Source organism: Serratia sp. ME47, from assembly GCF_903970925.1.
In the GTDB taxonomy this organism is placed as follows: domain Bacteria; phylum Pseudomonadota; class Gammaproteobacteria; order Enterobacterales; family Enterobacteriaceae; genus Serratia; species Serratia ureilytica.
The window spans coordinates 1-24083 of the sequence record NZ_CAJCKE010000015.1 but is presented as its reverse complement, the minus strand read 5'-3'; the positions used below and the strand labels follow the sequence as shown (position 1 = coordinate 24083).

The following is a 24083-nucleotide window of genomic DNA, read 5'->3' as shown; positions in this document are numbered from 1 at the left end:
ATTATGGCCATGCAATCTCAAGACATCATTCGTAAATCCGCCACCAATGGCTTCACGCCGGCGCCGCGCGCCCGTGACCACCAGGAAGAAGTGGCCAAACTGATCGATGTCACCACCTGTATCGGCTGCAAGGCCTGTCAGGTGGCCTGTTCCGAATGGAACGACATCCGCGACGAAGTGGGGCACAACGTCGGGGTGTACGATAACCCCGCCGATCTGACCGCCAAGTCGTGGACGGTGATGCGCTTCTCCGAGGTGGAGGAAAACGGCAAGCTGGAATGGCTGATCCGCAAGGATGGCTGTATGCACTGCGCCGATCCGGGCTGCCTGAAGGCCTGCCCGTCGGAAGGCGCGATCATTCAGTACGCCAACGGCATCGTCGACTTCCAGTCCGAGCACTGCATCGGCTGCGGCTACTGCATCGCCGGCTGCCCGTTCGACGTGCCGCGCATGAACAAGGACGACAACCGGGTGTACAAGTGCACCCTGTGCGTCGACCGCGTGGACGTCGGCCAGGAACCGGCCTGCGTGAAAACCTGCCCGACCGGCGCGATTCACTTCGGCACCAAGGAAGCGATGAAGCAGGTGGCGGCGGATCGCGTCAGCGAGCTGAATACCCGCGGCTACCAGAACGCCGGTCTGTACGATCCGGCGGGGGTGGGCGGCACGCACGTGATGTACGTGTTGCACCACGCCGACAAACCGCAGCTGTACCACGGTTTGCCGGACAACCCGAGCATCAGCCCGGCGGTGACCTTCTGGAAGGGCGTGTGGAAACCCCTGGCGGCCATCGGCTTTGCCGCCACCTTCGCGGCCAGCGTGTTCCACTATGTCGGCGTCGGGCCTAACCGCGTCGAGGATGAGGACGAGCACGACGAGTCGCATGACGAGGAGACGCGCAAATGAGAAAGGAAAAGCCCATTCAGCGTTACAGCGCGCCGGAGCGCATCAACCACTGGATAGTGGCGTTCTGCTTCGTGTTCGCCGCCATCAGCGGGCTGGGGTTCTTCTTCCCCTCCTTCAACTGGCTGATGAACATCTTCGGGACGCCGCAGCTGGCGCGCATTCTGCACCCGTTTGTCGGGGTCATCATGTTCGCCGCGTTCCTGCTGATGTTCCTGCGCTACTGGAAGCATAACCTGATCAACCGGGAAGATATCGTCTGGGCCAAGAACATCCACAAAATCGCCATGAACGAGGAAGTGGGTGACACCGGGCGCTATAATTTCGGCCAGAAGTGCGTGTTCTGGGCGGCGATTATCAGCCTGGTGCTGCTGCTGGCCAGCGGCGTGGTGATCTGGCGGCCGTATTTTGCGCCGTCGTTCTCCATCCCGCTGATCCGCATCGCGCTGCTGGTGCATTCGCTGGCCGCGGTCGGCCTTATCATCGTGATTATGGTGCACATTTACGCCGCATTGTGGGTAAAAGGCACCATTACCGCGATGGTGGAAGGCTGGGTGCCGGCGGCCTGGGCCAAGAAACATCATCCGCGCTGGTACCGTGAGGTCCGCGAGAAACGACAGGAAGATAAACCCTGATGAGTATCCGCATCGTTCCTAAAGAGCAGTTAGGGGCACAGCGTGAGAAGTCCACAACGGCGGAGAACATCCCGCCGTTACTTTTCGCCAACCTGAAAAGCCTGTACAGCCGCCGCGCCGATCGTCTGCGTCAGCTGGCGGTCGACAACCCGCTGGGTGACTACCTGAACTTTGCCGCCGAGCTGGCGCAGGCGCAGCAGCATGCGCTGCACGATAACCCGCTGCAGCTCGATCTGAGTGAAGCGTTGGTGCAGGGCGCCGCCAGCGGCAAACCGCCGCTCGATCTGAGCGTGTTCCCGCGCAGCGAGCACTGGCGCAAGCTGCTGACGTCGCTGATCGCCGAGCTGCGTCCGCAGGCGCCGGAACACATTCTGGCGGTGCTGGACAACCTGGAGAAGACCTCGGCGCACGAGCTGGAGCTGATGGCCGACGCCTTGCTCAACCGCGAGTTCGGCAAGGTGGGCAGCGAGAAGGCGCCGTTCCTCTGGGCCGCACTGTCGCTCTATTGGGCGCAGATGGCCAGCCTGATCCCCGGCAAGGCGCGCGCCGAATACGGCGAGCAGCGCCAGTTCTGCCCGGTGTGCGGCAGCATCCCGGTTTCCAGCATGGTGCATATCGGCACCGTCAACGGCCTGCGCTACCTGCACTGCAACCTGTGCGAAAGCGAATGGCACGTGGTGCGGGTGAAGTGCAGCAACTGCGAGCAGACCCGCGATCTCAACTACTGGTCGCTGGACAGCGAGCAGGCGGCGGTGAAGGCGGAAAGCTGCGGCGACTGCGGCACTTACCTGAAGATCCTCTATCAGGAAAAAGACCCGCAGGTCGAAGCGGTGGCCGACGATCTGGCTTCGCTGGTGCTGGACGCCCGCATGGAAGAGGAAGGCTTCGGCCGCAGCAGCATCAATCCGTTCCTGTTCCCGGCGGAGTAACCGCCCGGCCCCGTTCGCGCGGGGCCGGACAAGCAATTTCAGAACGGGCTTCTGGCATTCGCCCGGGCGAGTTGCTACGTTTAGGCCATGACGCGCCAAGCGAAAGGAACCACGATGTTAAACACCCTGGCAAAACTGACCGCGGTCGCCGTGCTGGCGATCGGACTGGCGGCCTGCGACAACAAGGACGACACCAAACCGGCGGTGCCGCCACCGGACACCAAGCCGACCGTGACGCAGCCCGCGCCACCGCCGCCGCCTGCGCCGGTAGAGGCCCCACCCGCGCCGCCGGGGCTGAACGTGTCGCTGCAGAAGGGCAAGATCACCTTCGAGTTGCCGCCGGGCTTTAGCGATCAAACGCTGAACAGCGGCATCGTCAATGACAGCACCTCCACCATCCAGCGCTTCCTCGACGGCAAGTCGCGCCAGAGCGCGGTTTCGTCCGAAGTGATCCCGCCGGACGGCATGAAGATCAATACCAGCGACAAAATGCTGAAAGAGCTGACGCAGAGCGCCATCACGGTGCTGGCCGAGCGCTATCAGAATATCCAGACCACCAAAGAAGAGAACTTCACCGTCGGCAAACAGAAGTTTCGCCGGGTGGATACCGAGCAGACCGTCAACGGCCAAAAGGTGGTGTCCACCCTGGTGTTGACGGTGTTCAACAAACGGGTGGTAACGCTGCAAATGCTGTCGCCGGCCAAAACGCCGGAAGTGCATCAGGCGCTGGTGCAGCGGATTATCGATACTCTGGCGGTGAAGTAAGGGCATTGCGCCGCGGCCAGGACGAAGCGGAGGAGACCGGATGAAGCTTATCGGCAGTTACACCAGCCCCTTTGTGCGCAAGATTTCCGTGATGCTGCTGGAGAAGGGGATCGCGTTTGAATTCGTCAACGATCCGCCGTATGAGCCCGGCAGCCGGGTGAAGGAGCAGAACCCGCTCGGCAAAGTACCGGTGCTGATCGCCGATGACGGCGAGGTGTTTTACGACTCGCCGATCGTGGCCGAATACCTCGAACTGCTGACGGTGGAGCCGGCGTTTTTGCCGGCCGATCGCGCCGTGGCGCTGCGCGTCCGCCAGGTGGCGGCGCTGGCGGACGGCGTGACCGAAGCGGCGGCGACGCTGTACCGCGAAAGCCGGCGCGCGCCGGAAAAGCAGGACGAAAACTGGATGCTGCGCCAGCGTGACAAGCTGACGCACGGTCTGGATGCGCTGGAGGCGCTGGCGCAGGAAAAAACGTGGCTCAATGCCGAGCGGCTGACGCTGGCGGATATTGCCACCGGCTGCGCGCTGGGCTACCTGAATTTCCGCCGCATCCTGCCCAACTGGTGCGTCCAACGTCCGGCGCTGGTCAAGTTGGCCGAACGCCTGTTCGCCCGCGAAAGTTTCGCCCGCACGGCGCCGCCCTGAACGTTCTTTTCTCCCCGCCGCGGCGGGGTTTTGCTATGCCGATACGTCTAAACTGAAAACCGAGCGACCATGAGCACTGAATCCCACCTTCTTTACAGCCAACTGCCCGCCATCGACCGCCTGCTGCGTGAACCCGCGATTGAATCGCTGGTGGCGCAGCATGGCCAGACGCTGATCGGCGAACTGCTGCGCCGGCTGCAGGCCGAGGCGCGCGACGCGATAAAACAGCAGCAACGTTTACCGGCCTGGTGCGGCGACTGGCCGCAGGCGCTGCGGGCCGAGCTGGCCCGGCAGCAACGCCCGGCGTTATTGCCGGTGTTCAACCTCAGCGGCACCGTGCTGCACACCAACCTCGGGCGCGCCCTGCTGGCGCAGCCGGTGCAGGATGCGGTAAGCGCGGTGATGGGGGAGGCGGTGACGCTGGAGTACGATCTGGACGGCGCCGGGCGCGGCCATCGCGATCGGGCGGTGGCGAGTCTGCTGTGCCGGCTGACCGGCGCGGAAGACGCTTGCATCGTCAATAACAACGCGGCGGCGGTGCTGCTGATGCTGGCGGCGATCGCCCCCGGCAAAGAGGTGGTGGTGTCGCGCGGCGAGCTGGTGGAGATCGGCGGCGCGTTCCGCATTCCCGACGTGATGCGCCAGGCCGGCTGTCAATTGGTTGAGGTCGGCACCACCAACCGCACCCATCTGAAGGATTACCGCCAGGCCATCAACGAGCAGACCGGCCTGTTGATGAAAGTGCACACCAGCAACTACAGCATTCAGGGCTTTACCGCTGCGGTCGATGAGGCCGAACTGGCGCAGCTCGGGGCCGAACAGGGCGTGCCGACCGCCACCGATCTGGGCAGCGGCTCGCTGATCGATATGGCGCAGTACGGCCTGCCCGCCGAACCGATGCCGCAGCGGTTGCTGGCCGCCGGCGTCGATCTGGTGACGTTCTCCGGCGATAAGCTGCTGGGCGGCCCGCAAGCCGGCATCATCGTCGGCAAAAAGGCGCTGATCGCGCGCCTGCAGCAGCACCCGCTCAAGCGCGCGCTGCGCGTCGGCAAGCTGACGCTGGCGGCCCTGGAGGCCACGCTGCGGCTTTATTTGCAGCCGGAAAAACTGGCTGAGCAGCTGCCGACGCTGCGGCTGCTGACCCGCCCGCAGCAGGAGATGCAACAGGCGGCCGAGCGGCTGCTGACGGCGCTGACGCCACGGTTCACCGCCGATTTCGAGCTGCGCGCCGAACCATGCTGGTCGCAGATTGGCAGCGGTTCGCTGCCGGTGGATCGCCTGCCCAGCTATGCGCTGACCTTCACGCCGCGTGACGGCCGCGGCGCCACGCTGGAAGCGCTGGCTGAACGCTGGCGCCGCCTGCCGCAGCCGGTGATCGGCCGCCTCGGCGACGGCCGGCTGTGGCTGGATCTGCGCTGTCTGGAACAGGAAGGGGCGCTGATCGACGCGTTGAGCGCATCATGATCATCGCCACCGCCGGCCATGTCGATCATGGCAAAACCACTCTGCTGCAGGCGATCTCCGGGATCAACGCGGATCGCCTGCCGGAAGAAAAGCGCCGCGGCATGACCATCGATCTGGGCTACGCCTACTGGCCGCAGCCGGACGGCCGGGTGCTGGGCTTTATCGACGTGCCCGGCCACGAAAAATTCCTCGCCAATATGCTGGCGGGCGTCGGCGGCATTGACCATGCGCTGCTGGTGGTGGCCTGCGACGACGGTGTGATGGCGCAGACCCGCGAGCATCTGGCGATCCTGCGCCTGAGCGGGCGCCCGGCGCTGACGGTGGCGCTGACCAAGGCCGACCGGGTGGAGGCGGCGCGTGTTGACGAGGTGCGCGTTCAGGTGCGCGACGAGCTGGCGCGCCAGGGCTGGCCCGATGCGCCGCTGTTTGTCACCGCGGCGGCGGCGGCGGGCGAGGGCATTGAGGCGCTGCGCGCGCATTTGCTGGCGCTGTCGCCCGGCGAGCATGCGCTGACGCGCCGTTTTCGTCTGGCGGTAGACCGTGCGTTCAGCGTCAAAGGGGCGGGGCTGGTGGTGACCGGCACCGCGCTCGGCGGCCGGGTGAAGGTGGGGGATACGCTGTGGCTGACCGGCGCCGACGCGCCGGTGCGGGTGCGCGGCCTGCATGCCCAGAATCAGACCGTGGAACAGGCGCAGGCCGGGCAACGCATCGCGCTTAACATCAGCGGCGATGTCGATAAAGACCGGATCGCGCGCGGCGATTGGCTGCTGGCGCAGCGTCCGCCGGAGGCGGCGGAACGCATTCTGGTGGCGCTGGAGACGGATCGGCCGATCCGCCATTGGCAGCCGCTGCATCTGCACCATGCCGCCAGCCACATCACCGGGCGCATTTCGCTGCTGAACGACGGGCTGGCGGAACTGATCCTCGATCGTCCGCTGTGGCTGGCGGAGAACGATCGGCTGGTGCTGCGCGATATCGGCGCGCGGCAAACGCTGGGCGCGGCCCGGGTACTCAGGCTGAATGCGCCCAAGCGCGGCAAGCGCCAGCCGGACTATCTGGCTTGGCTGCAGGCCCTGGCGCAGGCGCAAGACGATGCGCAGGCGCTGGCGCTTGAGTTGCCGCACGGCGCGCTGTCGCTGGCGGCGTTTGCCTGGGCGCGTCAGTTGACCGACGACGGCCTGGCGGCACTGCTGGCGAACCGCGATCTGCTGATTGTCGGTGACCGGGCGCTGGCGCAGGATCAGGTGCAACAGGCGGAAAGCCGCCTGTTGCAGGTGCTGGCGGAGTATCACCAACAGCACGCCGATCAGCTGGGCTTAGGGCGCGCCCGCCTGCGGCGCATGGCTCTGCCTCAGCAGCCGGAGGCGTTGGTGTTTATGATGATCGATCGGCTGCTGAAGGCCGGCGCGCTGCGCAATACGCGCGGCTGGCTGCACCTGCCGGAACACGGCCTGGCGTTCAGCGCCGACGAGGCGCCGCTGTGGGCGCGCATCGAGCCGCTGTTCGGCGACGAGCCGTGGTGGGTGCGCGATCTGGCGAGCGAGCTGGGCGAAGAGGAAAGCCGGGTGCGCGCGCTGCTGCGCAAGGCGGCTCAGCTGGGCCATGTGACGGCGGTGGTGGTGGATCGCTACTACCTCAGCCGACGCATCGATCAGTTCGCGGCGCTGATCCGCGAGCTGGATGCGGAGCGCGGGGGCGCCAACGCCGCCGATTTCCGCGATCGGCTCGGCGTCGGGCGCAAGCTGGCGATCCAGGTGCTGGAGTTCTTCGATCGCAGCGGCTTTACCCGCCGCAAGGGCAACGAGCATCTGCTGCGCGACGGCGGGCTGTTCGGCAACTGATTGCGTGTTTTTTGTTCTCTGATGGCGGTGTAATCAGCTTTAATCACTTTGATTGATATTGATTGTACTGAGGAGCAAGACGATGAATACGAAAGTCATCACCGCTCATGTCCCGCTGCCGTTGGCTGAAAAGGTGGATGAAATGGCCGCCAAACTTGACCGTTCACGGGGATGGATAGTGAAGCAAGCCCTCGCCGCCTGGCTTGAGCAAGAGGAAGAGCGCCGTCGGTTAACGCTGGCGGCGCTGGCCGATGTCGAACAGCAAAACGTTATCGATCATGAGTCGGTAGAAGCCTGGGCGGCCAGCCTGGACAGTGACGAGCCGCTGCCGGTACCGCGCTGATGGAGTTAAAATGGACGAGTAAGGTGCTACCGGATTTGGCGCGTTTGTTTGAGTTTCTTGCCTTGGCTAACCGCACTGCGGCAGCGAATTCGGTGAAGGCCTTGGTCGCCGCGCCTAAAGCGTTGCTCGATAATCCTCGCCTGGGTGAAAGACTGGACGAGTTTTTACCGCAGGAAGTGAGGCGTATTCTGGTCGGCCGTTATGAGATACGTTACCAGGTGCAGCCGGCAACGATTTATGTTCTGCGTATTTGGCATACCCGCGAAGAGCGATAGGCCGAATTCCCCTACCCGATAAACCTGACGCCGTGCCCGGCGGGCGATCTCCGTCCTGTCGGCGTTGCTGTTGTTGGCGGTAGCGGTGGTGGGGGCGGGGTATGCGCTGGGGGGGCTGCTCGGCTGAAGCCGCATAAAAAACGCCGGTCGGGAAACCAGACCGGCGTTTTATCGTCGCGCTTATGCCGCGCCGTTCGGCTGCGGCGTGGGGTCGCCGTTGCGGCGTTTGGCGAGGAACAGCGCCACCAACGTCAGCCAGCACAGGCCGCTGATGAGGTTGAACAGGTTGAACAACCCGCTGCCGCCCCAGACGTAGGCGACCTTGGCCAGCTCGATGCCGACGGTGAACACCATCATGCTCAGCATGCCCATGGTGGCGGACACGGTGCCTTTGCTGACGTTGCTGGAGAACAGCGTCAGGCGGTACAGCCCGGCGTTGGCGAGGCCGATGCCGAAGGCGTACAGGCTCAGGCCGGCGGTCATCCACAGGTAGGCGTGGCTGGAGAACTGAGTCGCCAGCGTGGCGATCAGCAGCCCCAGCAGCATCGGGCCTGCGCCCAGCTTGATCAGGCGCTCCACGCTGTTTTTGCCGGTCAGGCGCGCCAGCGTCAGGTTGCCGAGGATCAGCGCGCCGAACACCGGGATTTGCAGCAGGCCGTAATCCAGCGTCGACAACGACTCCCCGCTGATCAGGATCACCGGCGACTGGGCGATCCAGGCCAGCAGCGGCAGGCTGGCGAAACCGATCGCCAGGGCGCCGCACAGGAAGCGGCGGTTGCCCAGCACCTGGCGGTAGTCGCGCCACAGGTTGGCGGCGGAGAACGCCTCGCCCTGCAGCGTGGCGGTCTCCGGCATGGCTTTCCACAGGCCGTAGAAGGCGATGGCCGCCAGCGCGGCAAACAGCACGAACATGCTTTGCCACGGTGCGACGTGGATTAGCGCCGCACCGGCCAGCGGCCCCAGCAGCGGGGCGATCAGCGCCACGTTAGCCATCAGGGCGGTGATTTTGATGCACACCGCCTCTTCGAACGACTCCTGGATCGTGGCGTAGCCGACCGCGCCGATAAAGCACAGGCCGATGCCCTGCAGGAAACGCATGGCGATGAACTGCTCGATGGTGGTGACCAGCAGGATCGCCAGGCAGGAGACGATAAAGAACGCCACCCCGGCCAGCATCACCGGGCGACGGCCGCGGCGATCCGACAGCGGCCCGAGCAGCCACTGCAGGAAGATGCCGCCGGCCAGATAGGCGGTCATCGAGGTGGGCACCCACTCTTCGCCGGCGTTGAAATCCGCCACGACGGCCAGCATGCCGGGCTGAATCATATCGTTGCCGATATAGGTGGCGAACTCGAACAGCACCAGACAAAGAGGGAATAAAAGCGCCTGCCGGCCCAAACGTGCCGCAGGTGGTAATGTTGTTTTCATATTATTGTACTGATAGTAAAAGAGAAAAAGGAACTGCCAGGGCGGGAAGCGCAAACTGAGCGAGTTATGGCGGCTATTTTGCCGCCAATTGTTCACCTTCGCAATCATAAGGTGTTGTTTAAGTGCATTCTGATATTTCGCTTTTGGGTTGTCGCCGAACGCCGTGCCCGATAACCTCTTCTTAACATATCAATATGACACAAGATCGGGCGAGCGTTTGAGCGAGAAAATCGGCTGGATAGACAACCTGCGGGCGATGGCGTGCATGATGGTGGTGATGATCCACGCCACCACCTATTACGTCACCAACGGCGCGGCGATAGGGTTGCACAACTGGGACATCGCCAACGTGCTGAACTCACTGTCGCGCGTGTCGGTGCCGCTGTTCTTCATGATTTCCGGCTACCTGTTCTTCGGCGAAAAGAGCGCCGGCCGGCGGCATTTCACCCGCATCCTCTGCTGCATTCTGTTCTACAGCGCCATTGCGCTGATCTATATCGCGGCTTTCACCAAGATCGGTTTCTGGCCGTCGCTGCGCGGCATCCTGCAAAAGCCGGTGTTCTATCATCTGTGGTTTTTCTACGCCATCGCGGTGATTTACCTGCTGTCGCCGCTGATTAGCGTCAAACCGGTATCGCGCCGCTACCTGGCCGCCGCGCTGGTGGTGTTGGCGGCGATCGCCAACCCGAATACCGATAAGCTGACCTTCGGCAACTCGCATCTGCTGCCGGTTAACCTGTATATCTACGGCGATACCTTCTACTACCTGCTGTATGCGTTGGCCGGACGGGCGATTGGCATGATGGAGGCGCGCGGGCGCGCCGTGGGCTGGCTGGCGGCGTTGGGATTTGCGCTGTGCGTGGCGCTGATCGCGCGCGGCACCAAACATCAGCTGTTCATCAACGGCAACTTCGCTGATACCTATTACATCTACAGCGGCCCGCTGGTGTTTATGGCGGCGGTGGCGCTGCTGGTGTGGGTGAAACACTGTCTGCCGCAGCCGATCGGCTGGCTGAGCGTATTTTCCCGTCATTCGCTGGCGATTTACGGTTTTCACGCCCTTATCGTCAACGTGATGCGCAATCGGCACCTGGATTTCACCGGCCACCCGCTGCTGGATATCTTCTGGGTGTTCGGCGTGGCGCTGGGGGGCAGCCTGCTGCTGTCTGTCGGCCTGCAGCGGCTGGATACCCGCCGGCTGGTGTCATAGCGGCGAGCGCTGGCGCTGCTGGGCGCGGCGCAGCTGCCGCCCGGAAGAAAACCCAGCTGCCAGCGCGGCCTTCTCCAAGCCATACCCTTGCTGCAGGCGCTGTTGCGCCACCGCCAACCGCAGCTGCTCATGATATTCCCGCACGCTGATGCCGACGTGGCTGCGAAACAGCCGCGCCAGATGGCGGCTGCTGACGTGCGCCTTCTCCGCCACCTGCGGCACCGACCAGTCGGCCTCCGGCTCGGCGGCCATCACGTCCTGCGCGCGGTGCACCGCCGGGTGCAGGTGGTTGCGGTAGCGCAGCCAGGGCGACAGCTGCGGATCGTCGCCGGCGCGGCGGAAATAAACCACCATGTCGCGTGCGACGTCGCGCGCCCGGCCGGAGCCGCAGTGGCGGTGGACCAGGTGCAGCGCCAAATCGATGCCGGTGGTGATGCCCGCGCTGGTGTAGACGCCACGGTCTTCGACGAAGATGCGGTTCTCTTTCACCTGCGCCGCCGGCGCCTGGAGGCGGATACGTTCGATGACGTCGTGGTGGGTGGTGCACTGATAGCCGTCGAGCAGCCCGGCCTGCGCCGCCAGCAGCGCGCCGGAACAGATGCACACCAGGGTGATGCGCTGCCGTTGCAGATCGGGCCGCAGCGTCGCCAGCCAGCGGCGCGCCTGCTCGGCCTCCTCTCCGGCGAAATAGCGCTGCGAATCGCCGACGCCCGGCAGCACCAGGATGGCGCCGTCTTCCAGGCGTTCGGGCAACGGCTGCAGGCCGCTCAGCGTCATGCCGATGGAGCAGACGATCTGCGGCGCCGGGCCGAGGTAACGCAGGCTGAACTGCCCGGCGAGGCGCAGGGTTTCCGCCGGGCCGCTGACGTCCAGCGACAGCACGTTGGGCAACAGCAGAAAATAGACGGCCTGCGACATGGTTACTCCTGTGCGAGTTGCGCCAGCGCCTCATCCACGCTGGCGATGCGGGCGAAACGATCGACCAGTACGGTTTCAGTATGCCGCTTCAACTGCGCGGGGGTAAAGACTTCGCCGTCGGGATGGCGCATCGGGAAGGTTAACGTCGCCTCGGTGACGAAAGTCACCCGATAACCGAGATCGAACGCCACCCGAGTGGTGGTTTCGCAGCACTGCTCGGTGCGGATGCCGGAGACGATCAGGTGGTTGATGTCCCGCTCGCGCAGCCAGGCGTTGAGGCCGGATTCGGTCAGCGCATTGTGCACATGTTTGTGTACGGTGATATCCGCCTGGTGGGTGAGGAACGGCAGGCGCTGCACATGGCCCGAAGCCAATGAGAACGGGCCCTGCGGCGAAACGTGCAGCACGTCGACCAGGGCCGCGCCGCGCTGTCGGCAGCCCGCAATCAGGCGGGTCAGCGCCTGTTGAAACGCAGGCAAATCGTCCTCCTGCCAGAATGGACGGTGCTGGAATGATTGCTGGACATCGATGATCAATAACGCGCTCTGTGACATTTTCGGCCCTCCGCCAGTGTGTGTAGCGACCATCTTGCGCCGCGCCTTACTCTGGCAGAAGGCCAAAAACGGCCATCATGATGACAACAACGGACCGACCTTAGGCTTTGCTCACCTGGCCGGCGACCAGGCGCCCCTGATGGAAGGTGGCGCTGCGCGCCGGCAGACGGGCGACCGCCTCGGCGGAACAGCTGGCGTTGACCAGCACGAACTCGGCGGCATCGCCGGCTTTCGGCCAGGCGCGCTGCCCCTTATCGTCCAGCGGCAGCACGCCGCCGGTGGAGATGGCCATGGCGCGCGACAGGTGATACTCGTCGGAACCGCGGTACAGCTGGGCGTACAGATTGGCCTTCTCCAGGATGTCGCCGGTGCCGAACGGCGACCAGTGGTCGATCACGCTGTCGGTGCCGGTCATCACGAACACTCCTTTTTCACTGAGCTGCGGCAGCGGCATCATCAGGCCGCCGATTGGCACCGTGGAGGCGATGGTGATCTGCTGCGCCGCCAGCCGGGTGGCGGTTTCCGCCAGTTCGCCCGGCGTCAGCGTGGTCAGGGCGAAAGCGTGGCTGATGGTGACCTTGCCGCGCAGCGCCGGGTTTTTCTCCACGGTGGCGATCATGTAGTTGATGGCGGCGACCCCGGCCGGGCTGGTTTCATGCAGGTGGATATCCACGCCTTTGCCGGTATCGAGGGCGATCTGGAACATGGCGTCGAGCGATTTCTCCATCGCGCCGTCGACGTTGGTCGGATCCAGCCCGCCGACGTACTGCACGCCCATCTGCATCGCTTCGCGCATCAGCGCGTCGACCCTGGAGTGCAGCAGCCCGTGCTGCGGGAAAGCGACGATTTCACAGCTGAAATCCGCCCGGTGATTTTCCAGCGCGCGCTGCAGGTGCTCCAGGCTTTTCAGGCCGCTGACCGGATCGATATTGCAATGGCTGCGCGCCACGGTGCTGCCTTTGGACTGCAGCAAGGCGATCAGGTTTTCCGCCCGTTGCTGCGAGGTGGGCAGCAGTTTCGGGATCAGCGTCTGCTCCAGCGCGATCATGTCCATGATGGTTTTGCCCTGGCGCGGGCGCGGCGCCTGCCACGGGCCGCTGTAGAAGGTTTTGTCCAGGTGGATGTGCATATCGCGGAATGCCGGCAGCAGCAGCTGGCCCTGCGCCTTATAGCGGGGCACGCCGGCGGGTAACGCGTCGTTGGCGGCGTGAATGGCGGCGATCTTGCCGTCTTTGATCTCCAGTGTGTACAGCGCGGTGCGGGTGCCGATCACCGTTTCGCCGTCGTATTCAAAGCCGTCTTCCAGCCGCACCTCGCTCAGGCAGTAGTGACGATCGGTCAGGGCCATCGGCGTTGGCGCACACGGCTCGCCGCCAGGCGAAGCGGCCTGCGCCATGCCGCCGGTCAGGCCGATCACCGCGCAGGCGGTGGTGAGTTTGCCGGTTTGGCTGAGGAAGGCTCTGCGGCCCGGTTGCTGAGGGTTTTCCACGTTCGGTTCCTTAATCCAGAGGTGAGGTGGGTGAAAACATCCCCCAATTTAGGAGAGGAACCGGCCGGTTGGCAGCGACATTTGCCACTAGTGACTATTCGATTTGGTAATGACCGGCGTGCGCCGGGGCAAGGATTTTCCTGGCTTGCTCTTTCGTAGCTTTAATGGCTACATTTGTAGCCATTAAAGCTACATTGAGGTCAGCGTTATGCACGATCCGATGCTCGAGTTGCTGTTCAGCGAATACCGTAGAAAAGTGCTAAGCCTGCTGTTTATTGAAGCCGGGCGTGCGTTTCATGTGCGAGAAATTGCGCGGCGCACCGCAACTCAGGCCGGCACTTTACATAAAGAGTTGAGCAGGTTGGCGGAGAGCGGCATCTTGCTCAGGCAGCGGCAGGGCAACCAAATTTGCTATCAGGCCAACGCCGATTGCCTGATTTTCCCTGAGCTGGCGGCGATTTTCCGCAAGGTTTGCGGGCCGGCGGAGTTCTTAAGGCAGACATTGGCAGCGTTTGGCGAAGCTATTGAACGCGCTTTTATTTTTGGTTCTGTCGCCAGTGGCAAAGCGACGGCGGCCAGTGATATCGATGTTCTGATCGTCGGCAAACTGTCTTTTGCGGAGGTGATTCAGGCGGTTTACCCGCTGCAGGCAACGCTGGGTCGGGAAATTAACCCCAAACTGTATTCGCCTGAAGAGTGGCGAGCGGCTTTGGCCGAGAACTCCGCGTTTATTCAGGACATTATGGATAAACCCCAACTCTGGATTGTGGGAGACAAGGATGACGCTGGACAATCTGGTCGGGCTGGGACTGGAGGTGATAACGCCTGACGCGGGGGCGATTAAAAAATTGCTGGCCGCCGCCGCTCGCAACCGACGCGATGCGGGTATCACTCAGCTTAGCAATGAGAGCCGTTTCGACACGGCATATAAGGCGGTCATGCAAATGGCGAATGCCGCTTTACAAGCCAAAGGATACCGCACGCTGACCAGCAAACCCGGCCATCACCAGATCATGATCCAATCGTTGCCGCTCACCGTAGGGCTGCCGCGAGAGGAAATGATCTGCCTGGATGCATTGCGAAAACAGCGCAACGTGGCGGATTATTCCGGCGACTTGGTGACGGACGCGGCGGTACAGGCTTGCCTTGAGCAGACAGAAGCGCTGTGGGTACGGATTATCGACTGGCTGCAGCGCGAACATCCGCAGATAGTGGCGTAAGCTGCCTTACTTCAGCCCGCAAAACGCCGCCAGCCGCTGGGCCAGCGCCAGCGTGGCGGCGGGGGCGCCGTCGCGGTAGTAGAGCGCCAGTTCGAAGCTGTCTATCGGCGGCAATCCTTCGGCCGCGCCCAGCACCCGGTGCGTCGGCAAACGGCAGCCGGCCGGCAGCAGGGTGACGCCCAGCCCGGCGGCGGAGGCGGCGGTCAGCGCCGCCAGGCTGGCGCTGCTGTAGCCGATGCGCCAGCGTTTGCCGAGGGTGTCCAGCGCCTGGCACAGCTCGTCGCGGTACAGGCCGTTCAGTGGAAATACCGCCAGCGGCACCGGCGATTGCTCGATGGCCGGGAAGGCCAGGCTGTCCAGCCACAGCAGCGGTTCCGGCCGCGCGGCGCGCGGCGGTTGCCGGCGGCGCTGCTTCACCAGGATCAGATCCAGCTCTTCACGCGCGTAGGCGTTGTGCAGATCGGCGCTCAGGCCGCTGGCGACGTCCAGCCGCAGGTGCGGGTGCTCGCGGCTGAATTCGGCCAGCAGCCCGGTGGTGGGCACGGCGAAATCTTCCGGCATGCCGATCCGCAGCACGCCGTCGCGCCAGATGCCGGTCAGCGCATCGTGGGCTTCTTCATTCAGCGCGATAATGCGGCGCGCGTAGCTCAACAGCTTGACGCCTTCTTCGGTCAGCAGCACCTGATGCGAGGAACGCTCAAACAGCGGCTTGCCCAGCATCTCTTCCAGCCGGCGCACCTGCTGGCTGACGGTGGACTGCGACAAAAACACCCGCTCTGCGGCGCGGGTGAAGCTGTTGCTGTCGCACACGGCGACGAAGCTGAGCAGCAGCTGCGGATTGAACATCGGGTAGCGATTCATTTTCCCACTGTTGGCTATTTTATTATTTAATTTCCCAATACTAGCGGCGTTGCCTACAGTAACGCAACGCTGCGGCGATCGCGCTGTGACGCCGCACTCTTCATTTCGCAGTACCAGGAATATGCCGTGTTAAACCATTCTGTTAATTCACCTTCTCCACGCCGTTGGCTCAACCCCCTGTTGCTGGCGCTGGTGTTGATCGGCCTGAACATGCGGCCGCTGTTAACCTCGATCGGCCCGTTGCTGCCGACGTTGCGCCAGGCCACCGGGCTGAGTTTTGGCGGCGCGGCGCTGTTGACCACGCTGCCGGTGCTGATGATGGGCCTGATGGCGCTGGCGGGCGGCGCCATCAACCGACTGTTCAGCGAACGCAGCGCCGTGGCGTTGAGCCTGTTGGCGATCGGGCTGGGCGCGCTTTGGCGCGAACTGGCCCCCGGCAGCGTGCAACTGCTGATGAGCGCGGTGCTGGGCGGGCTCGGCATCGGAGTGATCCAGGCGGTGATGCCCGGCATCATCAAGCATCACTTCCTCAAAAGCATGGCGCTGGTGGCCGGGCTGTGGTCGGCGGCGCTGATGGGCGGTGGCGGGTTGGGGGCGGCGATCACGCCGTGGCTGATGAGCGTAGGGCACGACTGGCACAGCGCACTGGCCTGGTGGGCGTTGCCGGCCCTGGTGGCGCTGCTGGCCTGGTGGCCGGTCAGCCGTGGGCTGTCTCGCCTGGGCGCGGCGGGCGAAAACCGCGGGCCAGGCCTGCTGCGCAACCGGCGCGCCTGGCTGCTCGGCGCCTATTTCGGCCTGATCAATGGCGGCTATACCAGCCTGATTGCGTGGCTGCCGCCGTATTACATGCAGCTCGGCTGGCAGCCGCAGGCCAGCGGTTCGCTGCTGGCGCTGATGACCTTCGGCCAGGTGGTGGGCGCGCTGCTGTTGCCGGCGCTGGCGCGCAATCATGACCGGCGGCCGCTGCTGTTGCTGGCGCTGATGATGCAACTGATTGGTTTTATCGGCCTGATTTATATGCCGCAGACGCTGCCGTGGCTGTGGGTGTTGCTTTCCGGGCTGGGGCTGGGCGGCGCGTTCCCGCTGTGTCTGGTGCTGGCGCTCGATCACTTGCACCAGCCGGCGGCGGCCGGGCGACTGGTGGCCTTCATGCAGGGCGTCGGTTTCCTGCTGGCGGGCGTCACGCCTTACCTTTCCGGCCTGCTGCGCGACTACAGCGGCGGCTTCGTGCTGGACTGGCAGATCCACGCGCTGCTGGTGGTGGTGTTGATCGCCATCACCTGGCGCTTCCATCCGCACAGCTACCGGCGGGCGTTCGCCGAATAATATTTCTGTCATTGCCGTTCCCTATAGTGACGTTGCTTTTACTTCTGGGCGATAACAACGAAAAGGGACAATGACATGCACAACACCAAAACCCGGCTGGCGCTGCTGGTCGGCTGCATGGCGCTGAGCGCCAACCTGTGGGCCGACGCGCAGCCGGTGCCGGCGACGTTGGCGGGGCATGCGCTGCTGCCGGTGAAATCCGCCGTTTCCACACCGAAGGACGCGCCGAGCGATCTGCAGCAGAGCGGCAAATACACCAGCGGGAAACGCGTCACCGAGTTGGGCAGCGTGGCGGGTAAATCCGCCGATCGACTGACCGGCATCGGCCTGCCGATCAACGGCCAGCCGCTGCAGGGCCACTCCGGCATCAAACACATGCCCGACGGCACCTACTGGGTGCTGACCGACAATGGTTTCGGCAGCAAGGCCAACTCCCCGGACGCCATGCTGTACCTCAACCACTACAAGATCGATTTCAAAGACGGCACGGTCGCGCCGCTGAAGACGGTGTTCCTGCACGATCCGGATAAAAAGGTGCCGTTCCACATCATCAACGAGAGCACCGAGCAGCGCTATCTGACCGGCAGCGATTTCGATCCGGAAAGTTTCCAGTTTGCCGACGATGCCTTATGGATCGGCGAAGAGTTTGGGCCTTACCTGATCAAGGCTGACCTGAACGGCAAGGTGCTGGCGGTGTTCGACACCAAAGTGGACGGCAAGGTGGTGAAATCGCCGGACAACCCGACGCTAACCCTGCCGGGCGCGCCGGACGGCAAACAGAACTTCCAGGTGGCGCGTTCCAAAGGCTTTGAAGGCATGGCCGCCTCACCGGACGGCAGCAAGCTGTACCCGCTGCTGGAAGGGGCGCTGTGGGATGGCGAACAGTTCGAGAACGTCGGCGGCAAACGCTACCTGCGGGTGCTGGAGTTCGACGTCAAACAGCAGGCATGGACCGGCCGCAGCTGGCAGTACGTACTGGAAGACAACCAGAATGCCATCGGCGACTTCAACATGATCGACGCCACCCACGGGCTGGTGATCGAGCGCGACAACGGCGAAGGCACGCCGGATAAAGCCTGCGCCGCCGGCGCGCCAACCGACAACTGCTTCAGCCAGGTGGCCAAGTTCAAGCGAGTGTATAAAATCGCTTTCTCGGACGCCAACGTCGGCAAACCGGTCGAAAAACTGGGCTATATCGACCTGATGAACATTCAGGATCCGAACAAGCTGGCGCGCAAGCCACTGAACGACGGCGTGCTGACCTTCCCGTTCTTCACCATTGAGAACGTGGACGTGGTGGACGCCAACCACATCATCGTCGGCAACGACAACAACTTCCCGTTCTCCTCCAGCCGCCAGCCCAATATGGCGGATGACAACGAGTTCATCCTGCTGGACGTGAAGGATTTCCTGAAGTAGCGCTCCCCGGCCGCCGAATCGCCGGCGGCCGCCATTTCCCGCTTAGCGCAGCGAACAAACTGCGCTATAATCAGCGCCTTGCTTCTTATCTTCTCCAAGGAAGATCCTCGTCCCCGGTGGGGCGGCCGGACTTCAAATCCGGTTGGGGCCGCCAGCGGTCCTGGGCAGGTTCGACTCCTGTGATCTTCCGCCAATCCCTGACCATTTTCCTATGCTGAACGATACGGCTATCTTTAATGCAATGAGCAAGCTCGGCCGTGCGCGTCATTCGGAGGTCAACATGCGAAGTCTGGAAGATCAACTGGCCGCTTATGCCGCCTATCACCGCGATGCGCGCAATATCGCCACGCATTTTATCGGCATCCCCCTGATCGTCGTCAGCCTGCTGGCGCTGCTCTCCCGGCCGGCATGGGGCGCGGGGTGGCTGCCGTTTTCGCCGGCCTGCGCGGTGGTGATCGTCTCGGCTCTCTATTACCTGCGGCTGAGTCTGCGCCTTGGCGTCATGATGCTGGCGTTGCTGCTGCTGTGCCTCGTGTTCGGCGCCTGGATAGCGTCGCTGTCGACGGCGGCGTGGCTGAGCGTCGGCATCGGCGGCTTCGTCATCGGCTGGCTGTTTCAGTTTGTCGGGCATTTCTGGGAGGGGCGAAAACCGGCGTTTATGGACGACGTGACGGGCCTGATCATCGGCCCACTGTTCGTGCTGGCGGAAGCCTGCTTCCTGGTCGGCGGGCTGCGCGAACTGCAGCAGAACATCGAAATGCGCGCGGGCAAGGTGCGCAGCGGGAAGAGATGAAATAAGGAATGAATACGTTTTCTCTGCGAGGCCCCTTTTGAAAAAAGAGGCCTGAAGACGACGGATTATGCGTATTGGATCAATTTCCAGGTGACCCCTTTGCCGCCATAGGGCGGCATGATATTGCCTTTAGCGATTGGCGCTGTGGTTGAGGGTTTGCCGACCACTTCCCAGACGCCGCTTTCCGGGCATTTTTGCCCTGTCGTGGCTGTAGTGCCAATAGGTGATTTAGACATAAGATCTTTCCTTAATCAACGCAGCGCCACAATAGCGCTGTTCGGAAAGATATTTACACGTTCGCATATATATTCAACCCTGTTCGGGAAATACGGGTTATGTGTTTAAATTTTGATTTAATATTGTGTTTTAAGTTTTCATTTTTCTTGGTTTCATTGTTTTTATTTCAATTTATATTGTTTTTATATGTTTTGTTTTTTTGTATTCTAATAAAAAATTGCAATGAAAATGTTTAATTTATTATTTTATATCTAAGGTTTTCGATTTATTTTTTATTTATCGTGCGGACACTGAAAATCTGGGTTATGTCGCTTATTCAGAAGAGCGTTGTTTACCAAGCCAGCGAAGCCCCCCGCACTTGCAGGCTCGGGGGGCTGAACATATTTACCCGATCGTCGGGTAATCAGTGTAGCCTTCCCGGCTGCCGCCGAAGAATTTCTCTTTGATTGGCGCATTCAGCGCCAGCCCATGTTGCAGGCGGTGAGGCAGATCCGGGTTGGCGATGAACGGGCGGCCGAAGCCGATCAGATCCGCCCAGCCTTTGGCCAGCGCTTCTTCAGCGCGTTCACGCGTGTATTTGCCCGAGTAAATCAGCGTGCCGCGGAAAATCAGGCGCAGCGACTCTTTGAACGCCGCCGGCATCACCGGAGCGTCATCCCAGTCCGCTTCGGCGATGTGAATGTAAGCGGCGCCGATATCGTTCAGCACGCTGGCCGCCGCCAGATAGGTGGCTTCCGGGGTATCGTCCTGCGAGCCCATCAGGGTGGTCAGCGGCGCCAGACGCACGCCCAGTTTCTCTTTACCGATGGCGTCCGCCACCGCCTGCGCCACTTCCCGTAGGAAACGCAGGCGATTTTGCAGTGAACCGCCGTATTCGTCGTCGCGCTGATTTTCCCGCGAGTCGATAAACTGATTGATCAGATAGCCATTCGCGCCGTGCAGCTCTACGCCGTCGAAACCGGCGGCAATGGCGTTGCGGGCCGCCCGGGCGTAGTCGTTGACGATCGCCGGAATTTCTTCCCGCGTTAAGGCGCGCGGTGCGGAGTGCTGCACCATTTCACCCACGCCATGCTCTGGCCCGCGGCCTTCGACATCCACGAACACCTTGACCCCGTCGGCCTGGATGGCGGAGGAGGAGACCGGCGCGGCGTGGCCAGGCTGTAAAATGGTATGCGACACGCGGCCGACGTGCCAAAGCTGCGCGAAGATCTTGCCGCCGGCCTGATGTACGGCGTCGGTGACTTTTTTCCAACCGGCGATGTGTTCCGGGGTGTAAATGCCGGGCGTCCAGGCATAACCCTGGCCCTGCTGGCTGATCTGCGTGCCTTCGCTGACGATCAGCCCGGCGCTGGCGCGCTGGGCATAATATTCAGCCATCATGTCGGTGGCGACGTCGCCGGCGCCGGCCCGTGAACGGGTCATGGGTGGCATGACGATGCGATTGTTCAGCAATAAACCGTTTAAAGAATACGAGTCAAAAAGCATGGCGCTTCCCTCATGTGAATTAGGCCGTGGGACGATGATGTTTTGCTGAGGCCATTATATTTCGTCGTTTAATTCTAAAAACGCGCACAATAACAAAACACTTTTGCTCTGTGTTCAATAGTCGCGGCAGCCGCCGGTGAGCCGGTATGGCGGGTGGGCCAGATGGCGAGAATGAACCCGATGTGCGCACGGGCGATGGCGGCTATTGCCTGTCGGCGCGTGGCTGAGATAGCGTCGGCTGCTGTTTTCCCCACGATTTTTAACAAAATCGCAAAAGTCTTTTAGCCTTCCGCCTGCTTATCTTTGGTGTGATCAATGTCATACTTTTGGCATCTTAACTTTCCCGCGCTTCGGCAGCGGTTAACCGGAGTTGTTGAATGAAAATTAACTTTCCCTTATTAGCCCTGGCGGTGGGGGCGTTCGGCATCGGCACGACCGAGTTTTCCCCGATGGGGTTGCTGCCGACGATCGCCAAAGGGGTGGACGTCTCCATCCCGATGGCTGGCATGTTGATCAGCGCCTACGCCGTTGGCGTGATGGTCGGCGCTCCGCTGATGACGTTGCTGCTTTCTCACCGGGCGCGCAGAAGCGCGCTGATCTTCCTGATGGCGATCTTTACCCTGGGTAACGTGCTGTCGGCGGTTGCGCCTGACTACACCACCCTGATGCTGTCGCGCATCATCACCAGCCTGAACCACGGCGCGTTCTTTGGCCTCGGTTCAGTGGTGGCCGCCAGCGTGGTGCCGAAAGAGAAACAGGCCAGCGCCGTGGCGACCATGTTTATGGGCCTGACCATCGCCAATATCGGCGGGGTGCCGGCTGCGACCTGGCTGGGTGAAACCATTGGCTGGCGCATGTCGTTCCTGGCGACGGCCGGGCTGGGCGTGATCGCCATGCTGGGGCTGTGGTTCTCGTTGCCGAAAGGCAGCGCCGGCGCACGCCCTGATGTGAAACGCGAGCTGTCGGTGTTGGTGCGCCCGCAGGTGCTGTCCGCCTTGCTGACGACCGTGCTGGGCGCCGGCGCGATGTTCACGCTCTATACCTATATCTCGCCGGTGTTGCAGCACATCACCGATGCGACGCCGCTGTTCGTGACGGTCATGCTGGTGTTGATCGGCGTCGGTTTCTCCATCGGCAACTACCTGGGCGGTAAATTCGCCGACCGCTCCGAGAGCGCAACGCTGAAGGGTTTCTTGTTGCTGCTGGTGGTCATTATGCTGGTGATCCCGTTCCTGGCGCGCAGTGAAATCGGCGCCGCGGTCAGCATGGTGATTTGGGGGGCGGCGACCTTTGCCGTGGTGCCGCCGCTGCAGATGCGCGTGATGCGTGTCGCCAGCGAAGCGCCGGGCCTGTCGTCCTCGGTCAACATCGGCGCCTTTAACCTGGGCAATGCGCTGGGCGCCGCCGCCGGTGGCGCGGTAGTCTCCGCCGGGCTGGGATACAGCTTCGTGCCGGTGATGGGGGCTATTATTGCCGGATTGGCGCTGTTGCTGGTGCTGTTCACCCACCGTCAGGCCGAAAAAGTGGCCTACGCCAACGGTTAAACGATAACGTGCGGCGGGGTTCCCCGCCGCGCTCACTCAAAGCCGAGCAGGCTGAACGCATCGTCCTGCGGGGTGTAGCCGAGCAGGCGACGGGTCTCTTCCAGCGACAAACGCGTATAGCGGTTATTGGAAACCCCGTGCACCACCGCATATTGCACCCCTTCGACACGAATGCAGCGATCCAGCAGATCGGTGGCGTCGCGATGGCTGAGAAAAGCGCTCATGTCGCGGGCGCTAAGCTGTTCGCCCCGGCACAGAGTGGTGAAGTTGGCGATGCGCACCGACAGGGCGGAAAGCCCCTCCTGATGGGCGAAATAGGCGGCGATGCCTTCGCCGAACGCCTTGCTGGCGCCGTACAGATTTTTCGGCTTCGGCGCGTCATCCGGGCGGATTTGATAATCGAGCGGGTAGCCTTCCACCGCCTGCGCGCTGCTGGCGAATACCACCCGGCGGCAGCCGGCGTCTTTCGCCGCGCGGAAGATATTGAAGGTGCCGAGAATGTTGTTGTCCATCAGCGAACCGCAAAAATCGGCGTCGGGAGCCGGATCGGCGGCCAGGTGCAACACGGTGTCGATATTGGCGCAGGCCTCACGGCAGGCGTCGAGATCGGCGATGTTGAAGCTGATGACCTCATCGTCGGGCCGGCGATCGCGCAACAGAGCGAGATCTCGTTCCGCCAGCCGCAATGCATAGCGATCGCCCACTGCCTGGCGAAACGCGGTGGCGACTCGGCCGCCGGCGCCGGTAATCAAAATCCGTCCTACATCAGTACGCAACACCATGGTGACTGTCATCCCTACTCTCGATTAAGCGTTGACCAGTAATAATCCCCCGTGTGATTTTTGTCTAGTTGTTTTAATTAGTTATTCTGATGTTTATTCGCCGTATTCAATTGCGCACGGTGATTTTTGCGCGGGTGAATATCGTGGAATGCTAACAATATTCGATGAGGTTTGGCGATGTATTTGCCTTAATGGCTGCGAATATTGCCAGAAAAGCCGATTGGCCGCTGGAAAATGCGTGTTTCGCTTTAGCTTGATAGTGAATTATTAGGTTAGTTAATCTTATGTTTTTTGGCGTGAAGCCAGGCGATACTCTCTCATCCCTCTCTATCGCTCGCGCGATATATCATCGGCGCAGTGATTCCGGTAGAGGGCGGCATGCATTATTTCGCGCATTGAGGCCGTTTTGCCTTTGCGATCACAGTTCGGCAATTTGCCGTCGCAAAGCCTTGCTCCGCTAAAATCTGCGGTGTTAACGTCATAACTCAACCGATTTAGGGTTGTTACTGCTGCGGCAGGCAAAACCTAAACCTCGCGTTTCTGTTCCCCGATGGGGCAGAGGCCGCGAGGTTTAGGTTTTTTTTTGCGCCGAATTTCGCTCCTGCGCCAGGCCAGCGCAAAGGCGGGATCGGCAGAACGCGAAGTCTAAGGATAACCGTATGAAATATGACACATTAGCCAGTGAGATTTTGGCCGGCGTCGGTGGCCGCGACAATGTGAAAAGCCTGGTGCATTGCGCCACCCGCCTGCGTTTCAAGCTGCGTGACGACCGCCGCGCCAACGCGGCAGCGCTGAAGAAAAACCCGGGCGTCATCATGGTGGTGGAGAGCGGCGGCCAGTTTCAGGTGGTGGTGGGCAACCACGTGGCCGAGGTGTTCGACGCGGTCAACCGGGTCGGCGGGTTGGCCGAAAGCGCGTCGAGCGGCAGCGATGCGGACGGTAAAAAAGACAATCTGCTCAGCCGCTTTATCGACGTGGTTTCCGGCATCTTCACCCCATTGCTCGGGGTGATGGCT

General features: G+C 62.3%; 25 protein-coding genes and 1 tRNA gene. 18 read left to right on the top strand and 8 right to left on the bottom strand.

Going from position 1 to position 24083, the window contains the following annotated elements; translation table 11 throughout:
- The first annotated feature begins 3 nt into the window (after positions 1-3).
- The 9 genes from fdxH (at position 4) to H7A77_RS15540 (ending at position 7801) form a co-directional block, all read left to right on the top strand.
- On the top strand, positions 4-906 hold the full coding sequence (gene fdxH, locus H7A77_RS15580; RefSeq protein ID WP_004934014.1) for a formate dehydrogenase subunit beta: 903 nt from the start codon (positions 4-6) through the stop codon (positions 904-906).
- The gene (gene fdoI, locus H7A77_RS15575) at positions 903-1538 is read left to right on the top strand and encodes a formate dehydrogenase cytochrome b556 subunit (RefSeq protein ID WP_004934017.1); all 636 of its coding nucleotides are present in this window, start codon (positions 903-905) and stop codon (positions 1536-1538) included. The genes fdxH and fdoI overlap by 4 nt, the downstream gene beginning before the upstream one ends.
- Positions 1538-2467 (top strand): formate dehydrogenase accessory protein FdhE, encoded by a 930-nt coding sequence (gene fdhE, locus H7A77_RS15570; protein WP_089192377.1) that lies wholly within the window; start codon positions 1538-1540, stop codon positions 2465-2467. Before fdoI ends, fdhE begins: the two co-directional genes overlap by 1 nt.
- 114 nt (positions 2468-2581) lie before the next feature.
- On the top strand, positions 2582-3232 hold the full coding sequence (locus H7A77_RS15565) for a DcrB-related protein (RefSeq protein ID WP_033645112.1): 651 nt from the start codon (positions 2582-2584) through the stop codon (positions 3230-3232).
- Positions 3233-3272: 40 nt separating this feature from the next.
- Positions 3273-3878, top strand: coding sequence for a glutathione S-transferase (locus H7A77_RS15560; protein WP_033645111.1), 606 nt, complete (start codon positions 3273-3275; stop codon positions 3876-3878).
- A 69-nt stretch (positions 3879-3947) separates the two neighbouring features.
- Positions 3948-5342, top strand: a complete 1395-nt coding sequence (selA, locus tag H7A77_RS15555; protein WP_182074389.1) for an L-seryl-tRNA(Sec) selenium transferase — start codon at positions 3948-3950, stop codon at positions 5340-5342.
- Positions 5339-7183, top strand: coding sequence for a selenocysteine-specific translation elongation factor (selB, locus tag H7A77_RS15550; RefSeq protein WP_182074388.1), 1845 nt, complete (start codon positions 5339-5341; stop codon positions 7181-7183). The genes selA and selB overlap by 4 nt, the downstream gene beginning before the upstream one ends.
- 82 nt (positions 7184-7265) lie before the next feature.
- Positions 7266-7526 (top strand): CopG family ribbon-helix-helix protein, encoded by a 261-nt coding sequence (locus H7A77_RS15545; RefSeq protein WP_047025978.1) that lies wholly within the window; start codon positions 7266-7268, stop codon positions 7524-7526.
- Positions 7526-7801, top strand: coding sequence for a type II toxin-antitoxin system RelE/ParE family toxin (locus tag H7A77_RS15540; protein ID WP_164057663.1), 276 nt, complete (start codon positions 7526-7528; stop codon positions 7799-7801). The genes H7A77_RS15545 and H7A77_RS15540 overlap by 1 nt, the downstream gene beginning before the upstream one ends.
- 180 nt (positions 7802-7981) lie before the next feature.
- On the opposite strand, the gene H7A77_RS15535 is transcribed toward H7A77_RS15540, so the two are convergent.
- The gene (locus tag H7A77_RS15535; RefSeq protein ID WP_182074387.1) at positions 7982-9229 is read right to left on the bottom strand and encodes an MFS transporter; all 1248 of its coding nucleotides are present in this window, start codon (positions 9227-9229) and stop codon (positions 7982-7984) included.
- A 217-nt stretch (positions 9230-9446) separates the two neighbouring features.
- Here H7A77_RS15535 and H7A77_RS15530 point away from each other — a divergent pair, with 217 nt between their 5' ends.
- Entirely contained in the window at positions 9447-10439 is a 993-nt protein-coding gene (locus tag H7A77_RS15530) for an acyltransferase (RefSeq protein ID WP_182074386.1), read from the top strand.
- Here the strand turns inward: H7A77_RS15530 and H7A77_RS15525 are convergent.
- From H7A77_RS15525 to H7A77_RS15515, 3 genes are all read right to left on the bottom strand, one after another.
- Positions 10434-11357: a GlxA family transcriptional regulator gene (locus tag H7A77_RS15525; RefSeq protein WP_117188037.1), complete on the bottom strand. Its 924-nt coding sequence runs from the start codon at positions 11355-11357 to the stop codon at positions 10434-10436. The two genes, H7A77_RS15530 and H7A77_RS15525, sit on opposite strands and share 6 nt — an antisense overlap.
- Before the next feature lie 2 nt (positions 11358-11359).
- Complete coding sequence (locus H7A77_RS15520; RefSeq protein WP_182074385.1) at positions 11360-11911, bottom strand: isochorismatase family protein; 552 nt, start codon at positions 11909-11911, stop codon at positions 11360-11362.
- A gap of 100 nt (positions 11912-12011) precedes the next feature.
- A complete protein-coding gene (locus tag H7A77_RS15515; protein ID WP_182074384.1) occupies positions 12012-13400 on the bottom strand; it encodes an amidohydrolase family protein in 1389 nt (462 codons plus the stop codon).
- Positions 13401-13608: 208 nt separating this feature from the next.
- Between H7A77_RS15515 and H7A77_RS15510 the strand changes: the two genes are divergently transcribed.
- Positions 13609-14229 carry a nucleotidyltransferase domain-containing protein gene (locus H7A77_RS15510; RefSeq protein WP_033652291.1) on the top strand — a complete coding sequence of 207 codons (621 nt, stop codon included), beginning with the start codon at positions 13609-13611 and terminating at the stop codon, positions 14227-14229.
- On the top strand, positions 14180-14620 hold the full coding sequence (locus H7A77_RS15505) for a hypothetical protein (RefSeq protein WP_033645101.1): 441 nt from the start codon (positions 14180-14182) through the stop codon (positions 14618-14620). Before H7A77_RS15510 ends, H7A77_RS15505 begins: the two co-directional genes overlap by 50 nt.
- Positions 14621-14626: 6 nt before the next feature.
- Here H7A77_RS15505 and H7A77_RS15500 read toward each other — a convergent pair whose 3' ends face one another.
- The gene (locus H7A77_RS15500) at positions 14627-15481 is read right to left on the bottom strand and encodes a LysR family transcriptional regulator (RefSeq protein ID WP_042783415.1); all 855 of its coding nucleotides are present in this window, start codon (positions 15479-15481) and stop codon (positions 14627-14629) included.
- A gap of 126 nt (positions 15482-15607) precedes the next feature.
- On the opposite strand from H7A77_RS15500, the gene H7A77_RS15495 reads away from it, so the two are divergent.
- The 4 genes from H7A77_RS15495 to H7A77_RS15480 all read left to right on the top strand — a co-directional run bounded on the left by H7A77_RS15495 (position 15608) and on the right by H7A77_RS15480 (position 19019).
- Positions 15608-16807: a cyanate transporter gene (locus H7A77_RS15495; RefSeq protein WP_182074383.1), complete on the top strand. Its 1200-nt coding sequence runs from the start codon at positions 15608-15610 to the stop codon at positions 16805-16807.
- 75 nt (positions 16808-16882) lie between these two features.
- Positions 16883-18226: an esterase-like activity of phytase family protein gene (locus tag H7A77_RS15490; protein ID WP_042783417.1), complete on the top strand. Its 1344-nt coding sequence runs from the start codon at positions 16883-16885 to the stop codon at positions 18224-18226.
- A gap of 98 nt (positions 18227-18324) precedes the next feature.
- Positions 18325-18419, top strand: a tRNA-Sec gene (locus tag H7A77_RS15485).
- A gap of 87 nt (positions 18420-18506) precedes the next feature.
- Positions 18507-19019 carry a DUF962 domain-containing protein gene (locus H7A77_RS15480; protein ID WP_182074382.1) on the top strand — a complete coding sequence of 171 codons (513 nt, stop codon included), beginning with the start codon at positions 18507-18509 and terminating at the stop codon, positions 19017-19019.
- 65 nt (positions 19020-19084) lie between these two features.
- Here H7A77_RS15480 and H7A77_RS15475 read toward each other — a convergent pair whose 3' ends face one another.
- Together H7A77_RS15475 and H7A77_RS15470 are read right to left on the bottom strand one after the other, a co-directional pair.
- Positions 19085-19255, bottom strand: a complete 171-nt coding sequence (locus H7A77_RS15475) for a hypothetical protein (protein ID WP_162837995.1) — start codon at positions 19253-19255, stop codon at positions 19085-19087.
- Between the two features lie 385 nt (positions 19256-19640).
- Positions 19641-20741: an alkene reductase gene (locus H7A77_RS15470; RefSeq protein WP_182074381.1), complete on the bottom strand. Its 1101-nt coding sequence runs from the start codon at positions 20739-20741 to the stop codon at positions 19641-19643.
- 377 nt (positions 20742-21118) lie between these two features.
- Between H7A77_RS15470 and H7A77_RS15465 the strand changes: the two genes are divergently transcribed.
- Complete coding sequence (locus H7A77_RS15465; RefSeq protein WP_033645072.1) at positions 21119-22285, top strand: MFS transporter; 1167 nt, start codon at positions 21119-21121, stop codon at positions 22283-22285.
- A 32-nt stretch (positions 22286-22317) separates the two neighbouring features.
- Here the strand turns inward: H7A77_RS15465 and H7A77_RS15460 are convergent, their stop codons facing one another.
- Positions 22318-23067, bottom strand: a complete 750-nt coding sequence (locus H7A77_RS15460) for an NAD(P)-dependent oxidoreductase (RefSeq protein ID WP_182074407.1) — start codon at positions 23065-23067, stop codon at positions 22318-22320.
- Between the two features lie 659 nt (positions 23068-23726).
- Here H7A77_RS15460 and H7A77_RS15455 point away from each other — a divergent pair.
- Positions 23727-24083: PTS transporter subunit EIIB (locus tag H7A77_RS15455; RefSeq protein ID WP_182074380.1), on the top strand; the 357-nt coding region annotated here is incomplete at its 3' end.